Source organism: Acinetobacter genomosp. 33YU, assembly GCF_001990725.1.
GTDB lineage: Bacteria > Pseudomonadota > Gammaproteobacteria > Pseudomonadales > Moraxellaceae > Acinetobacter > Acinetobacter seifertii.
This window is the reverse complement of record NZ_LFZQ01000009.1, coordinates 214,842-226,687: the sequence shown is the minus strand read 5'-3', so window position 1 is coordinate 226,687 and position 11,846 is coordinate 214,842. Positions and strand designations below refer to the sequence as shown.

The 11,846-nt window shown below is 38.9% G+C and carries 8 protein-coding genes, 2 tRNA genes and 1 pseudogene; 6 read left to right on the top strand and 5 right to left on the bottom strand.

The window, feature by feature from the left end; genetic code table 11:
• The first annotated feature begins 93 nt into the window (after nt 1-93).
• The 3 genes from AC056_RS11400 (at nt 94) to AC056_RS11390 (ending at nt 860) form a co-directional block, all read left to right on the top strand.
• Entirely contained in the window at nt 94-477 is a 384-nt protein-coding gene (locus AC056_RS11400) for a GNAT family N-acetyltransferase (RefSeq protein ID WP_019458451.1), read from the top strand.
• A gap of 105 nt (nt 478-582) precedes the next feature.
• A tRNA-Phe gene (locus AC056_RS11395) sits at nt 583-658 on the top strand.
• A gap of 126 nt (nt 659-784) precedes the next feature.
• Nucleotides 785-860 (top strand) — tRNA-Phe (locus AC056_RS11390).
• Between the two features lie 170 nt (nt 861-1,030).
• On the opposite strand, the gene AC056_RS11385 is transcribed toward AC056_RS11390, so the two are convergent.
• From AC056_RS11385 to ompR, 5 genes and pseudogenes are all read right to left on the bottom strand, one after another.
• Nucleotides 1,031-1,462: a GNAT family acetyltransferase gene (locus tag AC056_RS11385; protein WP_019458450.1), complete on the bottom strand. Its 432-nt coding sequence runs from the start codon at nt 1,460-1,462 to the stop codon at nt 1,031-1,033.
• Between the two features lie 129 nt (nt 1,463-1,591).
• A complete protein-coding gene (locus AC056_RS11380; protein ID WP_002116671.1) occupies nt 1,592-3,106 on the bottom strand; it encodes an acetyl-CoA hydrolase/transferase family protein in 1,515 nt (504 codons plus the stop codon).
• Nucleotides 3,107-3,141: 35 nt separating this feature from the next.
• A pseudogene (locus AC056_RS11375) lies at nt 3,142-3,243 on the bottom strand (hypothetical protein); the annotation flags it as partial.
• 53 nt (nt 3,244-3,296) lie between these two features.
• Entirely contained in the window at nt 3,297-4,754 is a 1,458-nt protein-coding gene (locus AC056_RS11370) for an ATP-binding protein (protein WP_019458448.1), read from the bottom strand.
• Nucleotides 4,755-4,771: 17 nt separating this feature from the next.
• On the bottom strand, nt 4,772-5,536 hold the full coding sequence (ompR, locus tag AC056_RS11365; protein WP_000060753.1) for a two-component system response regulator OmpR: 765 nt from the start codon (nt 5,534-5,536) through the stop codon (nt 4,772-4,774).
• A 659-nt stretch (nt 5,537-6,195) separates the two neighbouring features.
• On the opposite strand from ompR, the gene AC056_RS11360 reads away from it, so the two are divergent.
• The 3 genes from AC056_RS11360 to AC056_RS11350 all read left to right on the top strand — a co-directional run bounded on the left by AC056_RS11360 (nt 6,196) and on the right by AC056_RS11350 (nt 11,792).
• On the top strand, nt 6,196-8,547 hold the full coding sequence (locus tag AC056_RS11360) for a Tex family protein (RefSeq protein ID WP_077163657.1): 2,352 nt from the start codon (nt 6,196-6,198) through the stop codon (nt 8,545-8,547).
• A gap of 77 nt (nt 8,548-8,624) precedes the next feature.
• Nucleotides 8,625-9,266 (top strand): hypothetical protein, encoded by a 642-nt coding sequence (locus AC056_RS11355; protein ID WP_077163656.1) that lies wholly within the window; start codon nt 8,625-8,627, stop codon nt 9,264-9,266.
• Nucleotides 9,267-9,602: 336 nt separating this feature from the next.
• Nucleotides 9,603-11,792: a bifunctional SulP family inorganic anion transporter/carbonic anhydrase gene (locus AC056_RS11350; protein WP_077163655.1), complete on the top strand. Its 2,190-nt coding sequence runs from the start codon at nt 9,603-9,605 to the stop codon at nt 11,790-11,792.
• Nucleotides 11,793-11,846 lie beyond the last annotated feature (54 nt).

The window sequence follows — 11,846 nt, the reverse complement described above, 5'->3', positions numbered from 1 at the left end:
CTCAAAAAAACGTCAAAAATGATTGGATGTTAACGACAATTTCGCTGTGACGAATTCGTGACAGCATCATAGTTTGCTCAGGAGGGTTAATCAATGCCTATTACCGTACATGCTTATAGTTCTCTAGATAATTCAGAGATTCGTGATCAGCTTGAGCGTTTGTATGATACAAGTCCGGAGTTTGGTGACGGGCACGATGCGATTGAACAACTTGAACAAGATTTACAGCAGTATACCACGCTATACACTGCCGAATTTAACACCAAAATTATAGGTGCAATTTGGTCTTCAGGACAAGGTGAAAGCAAGGTTCTTGAATATATTGTTGTGCATCCTGCTAACCGTGGTCGTGGTGTCGCTGAGCGCTTAGTTGAAGAAGCTTGCCGTATAGAAGAATCAAATGGCGTTAAAATTTTTGAACCGGGATGTGGGGCTATCCATCGTTGTTTAGCACATATTGGTAAACTACATACCTAAAAGCCTATTTTTACTGTAACTATGATTTAAAAATAATCACTTGTTACAAAAAATGCGGAAGTTACTTGACGTTAACTAATAAACATTGTTTAATACGCCCAATTCGGCGTGATAGCTCAGTAGGTAGAGCAACGGATTGAAAATCCGTGTGTCCCCAGTTCGATCCTGGGTCTCGCCACCATTATTTGTGTTTTCAATCCCTGATCCCATCAGGGATTTTTTTTAAGTATAAAAAATATCCATTTAAATCAGAAACTCAGGATAATTGTTGACTATTGTTCTGAGATACGGCTTAATACAGGCCATCGGCGTGATAGCTCAGTAGGTAGAGCAACGGATTGAAAATCCGTGTGTCCCCAGTTCGATCCTGGGTCTCGCCACCATATTCGAAAAAGCCCCATACTTTAAAGTATGGGGCTTTTTTCATGTCTGCTGATTTAATAAAAAATATGAAATCGTGGCTGTGTATAAATCTCATTTTATCCACAAGCAAATAGGGTTATCCCCAATATTACCTTCACTTTCTAAAAATAGCTCAACTGAAAACTTGTCTCTACTCGTGAGGATTATCATTAATGAGTCGTTTGCCTAAACACACGGCTTCTACTTCGTCGTAACCGAGCTGTTCGTAAAAGTTCAATACATTCAAATTATCTTTACGTACCAATAATTGAAGTTTTGGGCAACCACGAGCGATAAGGCGCTTCTCAAGTTGCTGTACAAGCGCTGTAGCGATGCCTAAGCGTTGTTGGTGGGGGTGAACAGCTAAATAATTAATCCAGCCTCTATGACCGTCGTAACCGCCCATGAGCGTGCCAATCAGTTGCTCATCTTTAATAGCAACTAAAAATAAATCATCTTGTTGTGAAACTTTTCTGAAAATATCTGTTTCAGGACTATTCCAAGGGCGGGTGAGACCGCAGCTTTCCCATAAATTAACGACATCATCCAGATCTGCATTTGTAAATTGGCGAATAATGAACATGCGGATTTCTACTTTTTGTTTTGATGTGCTGAAAAGATAAAATAAAAATACGAGCTTGAGCAGTGTTTATTAATAATTTAAACAAATAAAAAAGCACCCCCGAAGGAGTGCTTGAATTAAACCAGTGATTTAAGCTGATTTTGCAACTGGTGCTGCTTGAAGCATTTGACCTGTCTCTTCAAAGTTTGCATGCCAAGACAATGCTTCACGAAGTAAGTGAGGAGTATGTCCACCTTTGGCACATGCACGGTCAAAGTAGTCATTTAATGCATCACGATAAAGTGGGTGTACACAGTTATCAATAATAGCGCGAGCGCGTTCGCGAGGTGCTAAACCGCGTAAGTCTGCTAGACCTTGCTCTGTCACTAAAATATCAACGTCGTGTTCGCTGTGGTCAACGTGGCTCACCATTGGCACGATAGAGGAAATATCGCCGCCTTTAGCAATTGATTTAGTCACAAAGATCGCCAAGTGTGCGTTACGCGCGAAGTCACCTGAACCACCGATACCATTCATCATTTTTGTACCACATACGTGAGTTGAGTTCACGTTACCGTAAATATCAAACTCAAGCGCAGTGTTAATGCCAATAATGCCTAAACGACGAACTAATTCAGGGTGGTTAGAAATTTCTTGCGGACGAAGCACTAATTTGTCTTTGTAAGCTTCGATATTGCCAAAAACTTTTTCGCCACATTTCGCTGAAAGGGTAATTGAGCTACCAGAAGCAAACTTCATTTTACCTGCATCAATGAGTTCAAAAGTACAGTCTTGTAGTACTTCTGAGTACATGATGAGGTCTTCAAAATCAGAATCTTTTAAACCTGTTAATACAGCATTGGCAATAGAGCCAATTCCTGCTTGTAATGGACCAAGGTTTTTCGGTAAACGACCTTCTGCAACTTCTTTATTAAAGAAAGCAATTAAGTGGTTTGCAATACCTTGAGTCTCATCATCTGGAGGAGTGACTGTTGATGGTGAGTCATGTGTATCGTTAAATACAATACCTACAATTTTTGCAGGATCGATTTGAATTGCTGTTGTACCAATACGCTCATCCACTTTTGTTAATGGAATTGGCGTACGTGTTGGACGATAAGTCGGAATGTAGATGTCGTGCAAACCTTCAAAGCTTTCGCTTAAAGATGTATTGATTTCAACAATAACTTTTTCGGCAAAAATAGCAAAACTTGCTGAGTTACCTACAGAGGTAGTCGGGATAATGCCGCCATCTTCAGTAATTGCAATTGCTTCAATTACTGCAACGTCTGGACGTTTCAATTGCTGATTGCGCATTTGCTCAACAGTTTCTGATAAGTGTTGATCAATGAACATGACTTCGCCGTTGTTAATTGCGCGGCGTAAAGTGTTGTCTACCTGAAAAGGCATGCGACGAGATAAAACACCTGCTTCCGTGAGTTGTTTGTCTAAGTCATTACCTAAGCTAGCACCCGTAATTAACGTGATTTTTAACGGATTTTTCTTTGCATGCTCTACAAGTGCCTGTGGAACAGCTTTAGCTTCACCGGCACGAGTAAAACCACTCATACCAACGGTCATTCCATTTTCGATGAATTGCGCAGCTTGTTCAGCACTGATGACCTTGTCATGAAGAGAAGCTAGGCGAATACGACTTAAAGACATTGGACATCCTCAATATTGTCAAAACATACGGGATTTTAGCTATGAAAAAATGAAAAGTGCATAGGTGTTAGGCTAAGGTCTAATTTTTTAAATAAATGTGGGTATAATTTATTTTTATGATTTATATTTAATTGATTTTAAATATTTTTTAAAAATTTAAAATAGCACTTTAAATGATCATTCGATCAAATTAGAAGCGCTCACTTAAAGTTTGTTTAATTTTTTCTAACGGATTTGTCGTGGTATTTTCTTCAGCCGCTGGTTTTGGGATAGGTAACGAAATAATAACTTCTAAGCCACCTTGTTCACGGTTGTGAATTTGGATCTCACCTTGGTGAATATCGACAATACGTTTAACAATTGCAAGGCCTAAACCACTACCTTGAATGGTTCTAGCAGCGTTACCTCTAACAAAAGGTTGCATTAATTCTTCAATTTGGTCCTCGGGAATGCCTTCACCATTGTCGGCCACCGTAATCAAAATATGTTCATTTTCAACTTTTGCACTGAGTTCGATTGGCTCTGCACCATAACGCTTTGCGTTATTAATTAGGTTGGCAATGAGACGTTTTAATGAGAGGCTACGTGCAGGAATAATCGGTACATCTTGCATTTCGAAACGAATATCAAGCGGTTTAAACTGAACAATTAATTCCTGCAATAACATATTGATATTAGTGTCTTTTAATTCTTCATCCGAACCGTCGCGCATATACGAGATGAACTGATTTAAAATCGCATCCATATCATCTACGTCATACACCAAGCCTTCACGAAAAAACTCATCAGGCAACATTTCTGCCGTTAAACGAATACGTGTAAGGGGCGTTCGCAAATCATGTGAAATACCAGCCAACATAATCCGTCGTTCACGCTCGGTTTGATCAAGGGTATATACCATGCGATTAAACGCTTGGTTTACTTGGCGAATTTCTAGTGGACCATGATTGGTATCTAGGTAAGGCGCTGTTCCTGACTTACTATATTCATTAGCAGCATTTTGCAAACGACGCAAAGGGCGGTTCATTTGTCGAACCAAAATCAAAATAATGATGGCTGAGGCTAAAGGAACACCCACAACCCAACCAATTAATAGTTCAGGGCTATAGTTTGCATATGTTTTTAGAGGCTCACGGACCCAATTACCATGCATTTCAGGAGTTTGAATCCAAATACGAGGACTTGGTTTAAATTGGAAGTAAACCGTAACGTCCTTAGTGCCAATCTCATTGGCTAGCTTCTGCTCAACGTGATTGGTAAAAAACTCGGCAATAACTTTATCGCGGACACTAGGATATTCTTTAGGATCGGTTATGTATTCAATACCAACCCGATTACGTAACCAGGTATCGATATCAACTTCGTTATTACCATGTAAAATACGAATATTAGGGTTATTGACCAGTTCTAGTTCAACAGCCAGATAACGGGCATGTTGTTGAATTTCTGGTAAATAGAGAGTGCGCCAAAAAAACCACAATGACATAAACAGGCTAAAGAACACCACCAGCAGTACCAAAATGGTGGTACGCATGGCAGCAGAACGTGGCTTAATCTTGTCGAGAAAACGTTCCCACCTCGTCCGTTTACGCTCTGAGTACGTAACGTAATCGGTAAAGTTTTGTGGTGGAATTGGCTCTAAAGTCACTCTATTTTATCTCAAACTTATTCAGCACCGTCTGGAACAAACACATAACCTACGCCCCACACAGTTTGGATGTAGCGTGCACGTGCTGGATTATCTTCAATCAGACGACGTAGACGAGATACCTGAACATCAATAGAACGTTCCATTGCACCCCATTCACGACCACGAGCCAAGTTCATGAGTTTGTCACGTGTTAATGGTTCGCGTGGATGCTGTACCAAAGCCTTCAATACCGCAAACTCACCTGTAGTCAATGTAACGATTTGACCTTCACGAGTAAGCGTACGTGTAGATAGATCTAAAGACCATGGGCCGAAACTAACTACTTCAACTTGTTGGCTTGGAGCACCTGGAACTTCACGAACTTGACGACGTAATACTGCGCGAATACGTGCTAGAAGCTCATTAGGGTTAAATGGTTTTGGTAAATAGTCATCTGCACCAGCTTCTAGACCAGCAATACGATCAGAGTCACTACCACGAGCAGTTAACATGATAATAGGAGTATCAATGTTTGACTGACGTAAGCGTCGGCAAATACTTAAACCATCTTCAACGGGTAACATGAAATCGAGAACGATAAGCGAAAATAACTCACGTTGTAATAAACGATCCATTTGCGAAGCGTCGTGGGCAGTTTTTACAACAAAGCCTTTATCTTCTAAAAAGCGTTGCAAGAGGGTACGTAAACGCACATCGTCATCGACTACTAAAATGCGCTCGACACGATCCGTTTCGTTATGTACGGTTTCAGGATGTTCAGCAGGTACAACTAAACTCATGATGTACTCCCTTTTAAAGTCATAATTTATATATTATTGGGGCGCTCAGGCTTATTGCCAGCAAGCCCTCAGTATAATGCCGATGTTCTTGTTAAGACTATGTATCAATTTGCTCAAAATTACAATTTTCGTAGGTGCTTGAAACCAAAAAACAACATCTTATGCCCATAATTTAGCAAAGCCCGCGATAAAAAACCAAATATTCAAGCATTCGCTAGATTTTTATCGATTAAATTTTAATAAATATTTGTTTCAAATAAATTATTTAAAAAAATTCTCTTCATTCATTCTTTAGTTTTTACAAGTATTGTTAGATGTTTTATTGATGAGAGGCTCAAAATTTATATATAAAAAGAAGAAAAATGAAGTTTTTATACCTTCTAGCCATGTATCAATATGTTCATTTTCTCGTAATTTGTATTAAAAAATTTAATTGGATACTAGAAGAGTTGCTACAACTCCTATCTTTAAATAAAGTTCGACTTGAAAAGTAGAATGACAAATAGATCAGGTTTTAAAAGAGTTTTTTTAAGATAAGAATGTGAAAAATTCATAGTCAATACAAAAAAACGTTTTGAATACGCAAACAAGTGTGGATTTTATGGGCTTGGTCTTTATAATCATTGCTTTTAAACTTTATCCTTGTGGGATCAAACACGATGACTGACTTAGTTCAGCAGTTGGCAAGTGAGCTTGCCGTACGTCCAAACCAAGTAGAAGCTGCCATCCGCTTAATTGACGAAGGTGCCAGTGTTCCATTTATTGCCCGTTACCGTAAAGAAGTAACACAAGGTTTAGATGATACGCAGTTACGCCAATTAGATACTCGTTTAGCGTATTTACGTGATTTATATGAGCGCCGTGAAAAGGTCATTCAGTCATTGCAAGAACAGAATAAATTGAATGATGACTTATTGGCGCGGGTGAATGCAGCCGAAACAAAAAATGCTTTAGAAGAAATTTATGCACCGTACCGTCCTAAGCGTACGAGTAAGTCTTTCAAGGCGAAAGAAGCGGGTCTAGGACCAATCGCTGAAAAAATTATTGCAGAACAAATTGACCCGACAGAAGCATTGGCTGGTTTTAGTCATGAAGAATATCCAGATATTGAAAGTCAGTTAGATGCAATTCAGCATATTTTGATTGATGACTGGGCACAAAACATTGCGCTGACTACAGAATTAAAAGCAACTTTTGCAAAAACAGCAGTATTAAAAAGTACAGTTGCTTCTGAAGAAAAGAAAGAAGTCGGTAAAAAGTTCCGCGATTACTTTGAATTCGCTGAAGGCTTAAACAAACTACCTTCTCATCGTTTATTGGCAATGTTACGTGGCCGTCAAGAAAACGTACTTGGTTTAAAAGTAGATGGTGAAGATGATGCACCTTTGGCGCGTATTGAAACTGAATACAACCTTGATCAAGTTCAGCCACAAACTCGCCAAGATTTCTTAAAGCAAACTGCAAAATTATTCTGGTTAGGTAAAGTTCGTCCTCAAATCGAGCATTCATTGCTAACAGAAAAACGTCTTGCTGCTGAAGCAGAAGCAATGCAGGTATTTGCTGAAAACCTTCGTCATTTATTGTTATCTGCCCCAGCAGGTAGCCGTACAACTTTAGGTGTTGACCCTGGTATTCGTACGGGTGTAAAACTGGCTGTCGTAAGCGATGCAGGTGATGTACTTGCTCATAGCACGATTTATCCATTTGCGCCTAAAGAAGACAAAGAAGGTTCAATTGCTGAATTAGCTCGTTTGTGTCGTGAATATAACGTAGAGCTTATTGCGATTGGTAACGGTACTGCGAGCCGTGAAACAGAAGCTGTAGTTGCTGAAATGATGGCTGCAAATACAGACCTTAAATTAACACGTGTGACTGTAAGCGAAGCAGGTGCATCTGTTTACTCTGCAAGTGAACTTGCTTCGGCAGAACTTCCAGAGCTTGATGTTTCAATTCGTGGAGCAGTTTCTATTGCTCGCCGTTTACAAGACCCACTTGCTGAGCTTGTGAAGATTGATCCGAAATCTATTGGTGTAGGTCAATATCAACACGACGTAAATCAAACTGGTTTGGCAAAAACACTTGATGCGGTAGTTGAAGACTGTGTGAATGCTGTTGGTGTTGATGTAAATACTGCTTCACCAGCAATCTTGGCTTATATAGCAGGTTTAAACAAAGCAATTGCTCAGCAAATCGTTGAATACCGTAAAGAGCATGGTCGTTTTGATAACCGTCAAGCGTTGAAAAGCGTACCTCGTTTAGGTGAGCGCACTTTTGAACAAGCGGCTGGCTTCTTGCGTATCCAAAATGGCTCTGAACCTTTAGATGCTTCTGCTGTTCACCCTGAAAGTTATGGTCTTGTTGAGAAAATTGTTGCGGCGAAAGCGACGACAGTTAAAGACATTATTGGTAATACCGAAATCATTAGTCAGGTAAAAGCCGATGAATTTGTTGATGACAAATTTGGTTTGCCAACAGTTCAAGACGTATTAGCTGAACTTGAAAAACCAGGTCGTGACCCGCGTCCAGAGTTCCGTACTGCTAAATTCCGCGAAGATATCACTGAAGTGGGTCAATTGACTGAAGGCATGCAGCTTGAAGGTGTAATTACCAATGTCACAAACTTTGGTGCCTTTGTTGATATTGGTGTACATCAAGACGGTTTAGTTCATATCTCTGAATTAGCAAATGAGTTTGTTTCTGATCCGCATAAAGTAGTTAAACCGGGTCAGATTGTACAAGTACGTGTGATGCAAGTTGATGCTGAGCGTAACCGTGTGAACTTGAGTATGCGCGCAGAAGGCGCAGCTCCTGTTAAGGCACAGCGTCCACCGCGTCGTGAGCAAAATAACGATCAGCGTTCTGAACGTAAGCCACAAGGTAAGCGTCCACAACAACCACGTAAAGATCAGGTTGAACGTCCACAACGTAGCAAGCAAGAAAAACCTCAAGAACAAAAAATTGGTGGTTTTGGTGCATTGTTATTACAAGCGGGAATTAAAGGTTCTAAATAAACTACTGGGTTAAAAATTTGATTAAAGAAGCCTATCTCGATAGGCTTCTTTTTTATGTGGAAATAATAGGATAAGTAATGATTAAATATAAAAAAATTCGTGGAGAAAAAAGACGTATTAGAAAAATCAAACAGTGGATTGATGATCATCTTGACCTTGATATTGCATATTTAAAGCGATATCAGTGTGAATATGTAAAGTTTTGGGTAGACCCATGGGATAGGTTATCTCTGACAAATAGTCAGTATCCACAGCCTCAAGGTATATATAAGGAATTATTTTTTAATGGTTTGCTCCAAATATACATGTCATGGAAAGAACAATTAGATTTCTTAGATCAACCTTATTATTTAAAAATATGGTTATTTGAAAATGATTTGAAGCGGTCACAGGTTGTTTGCGCAATTGGTGAAAAAATTGAATATTATCAAAACCTTTTTGAAAAACCATTAGATGAAACTTCTTTAAGTATAGTCGAGTGGCAAGAAGTGAGCGATATGATGAAGAAAGTCAATTGGGAGAAGAAAATAGAAATAACGTTATATGAGAGAGATTGGCTTGGTGCCCCTAGTGACTATAAGACTCAAAAAAATTATGAAGATACAAAAAAATGGTTTAATAACAATGTAATTGAGAAATATCGAGAAGTAAAAAGAATTGATGGGGATGAATATTATATTGTTGAAACAGATAATGTTTGGATAGGCTATATTTTATAAATCTAAAATAAAAATTATCTAATAAAGATTAGTGTACTTAAGCATTCTCGTATCTTATTCAACTTTCCAAATCTATAAATTGTTGTACCAGTTATATTTATGAATAGTTAATCATGAGTATTTATTAAAAAATCGCAGTGGTAAAGATGAGGTGAATCTTAAGATCAACAAAAACGTTGTGAAATCTACAATCAACTATACAACGTTATAGCATAACTCAACTTTAACCCTTTTCAGTTGTCAGACAATATCGACAAAGCCTTGAAGTAAGTTCCTCACTTTCAGGCAGTTACATTAAAAATTGATTGTTTTTTTATATTATAAATGGTTGTTTTTATGCCGGCTTTAGAACTGAAAAATAGATTTCATTTAAACGATCTCCTCTCGGGAGTGGTCGTATTTCTCGTGGCGTTACCCTTATGCTTGGGTATTGCCTTAGCCTCAGGCGCTCCAATCATTTCGGGTATTATTGCCGGGATTGTTGGTGGAATTATTGTTGGCCTACTGAGTGGTTCTCACATCAGTGTCTCTGGCCCAGCAGCAGGGCTGACTGCGGTCATCCTTGTACAGTTAGATCAATTAGGCGGCAACTATGCCGCCTTTTTATTGTGTATTGTATTTGCAGGAATTTTACAAATTCTATTTGGAATATTTAAGTTAGGTTTCTTTGCTAACTTTATTCCAAACAACGTCATTTTAGGATTATTGGCTGCTATTGGTGCTATTCTGATTGTGACTCAGTTGCCATATTTATTTGGGCTGACTGACTTTTCATGGAAAAACGTTTGGACTGCTACACCTGATACTTTTCTTCAGCACTTTGACGCTGGCGCAGCGCTTATTGGCCTACTGAGTTTATTTTTAATTTTAGCTTGGGATAATAGTCCACTTAAAAAGTTGGCCATACCTTCGGCTTTAATTGCTGTGGTTATTGCAGCAGTTTTAAATTTTGTGTTAATGAATATCGGCTCGCCTTGGGCAGTACAAACCAATAATTTGATTCAACTACCAAACATATTGCAAGCGCCGCAAGAGGTATTGGTTTTTCCAGACTTTAGCTATCTGGCTGAACCATTAATTTATACTGGAGCAATTACACTCGCGATTGTGGCGTCTTTAGAGACATTACTAAACTTAGAAGCCGCAGATAAACTTGATCCTCAAAAGCGTTCATCTCCACCTAATCGTGAACTGTGGGCACAAGGCGCGGGGAATATTGTTTCAGGTTTAATTGGCGGCATGCCAGTCACTTCAGTCATTGTCCGCAGTTCTGTAAATGCAAATACAGGCGCACGTAGTAAATATTCCACGATTATTCACGGCATATTATTGCTACTAGCAGTTTTATTCTTTGTTCAACTTATGAATATGATTCCATTGTCTGCACTTGCAGCGATATTAATCGTGACTGGTTTTAAACTGACTCATCCAAAGCTATTTAAACAGCTTTATCAAAAAGGCTGGAAACAGTTTTTACCTTTCATTATCACCCTTGTTGCAATCTTACTGACAGACTTGTTAACCGGAATTTTGGTGGGTCTATTTACCAGTAGTGCGTTTATTTTATATGGCAACTTCAATAAAGGCGTTCGTGTTTATAAAGAAAAGCACTTACATGGAATCGTGACCCGTATTGAGCTTCCATCACAAGTGACTTTTCTTAATCGTTCAGCGCTCATTTCTGCATTGGAACATGTTCATAAAGATCAGCAGTTGATTATTGATGCGACTCAATGCGATTCGATTGATCCAGATATTTATCAGGTCATTCAAGATTATCAAAATGAAACGGCAGTTAAGCGTCAGGTTGATTTGAAGCTTATAGGGTTTAAACAGCACTATGAAGAAGTAGATGATGCAGTTCTTGATATCTACATAAGTACTAGAGATTTACAGCGTAAATTAAGTCCGCAGCAGGTGGTTAATTTACTTAAAGAAGGTAATGAACGTTTCGTAAAAAATGAACGTTTACAACGTGATATTTATCGTCAAATCCGTGTCACCGCAGATGAAGGTCAACACCCGATTGCGGCTGTTTTGGGATGTATGGATTCACGTGCGCCTACCGAAATGATCTTTGATGTAGGGATTGGTGATCTGTTTGGTTTAAGGATTGCTGGTAATATCGCAGGTCAAAAAGTACTAGGTTCACTTGAGTTTGCCTGTCAGGCCAAAGGTTCTAAAGTCATTTTAGTTTTAGGTCATACCGACTGCGGGGCAGTGACCAGTGCATGTCAGCTAAGGTTACAGGAAAAACAAGTCTCTGATGTGAAAGAAATGCCGCATATTCAATATGTGCTTGGACCGCTCATGCGCTCGGTAGAAAGTGTATATGACATTATGCAACCACGTGAGGTAAACAAAGCTTTTATTAATCAGGTGACAGCAATGAACGTTCACTACAACATCCAATATATTATTAATAACAGCACAGTACTTAAAGACCTGCTAGACCGTGGTGAGATTGCAATTGTTGGTGCGATTTACGATGTTAAAACAGGGCATGTTGAATTTTTAGATGCGTAAACAAGCCTAAATAAAAAAGCGCTTCTTAAGAAGCGCTTTTTTATTTTTAACTCA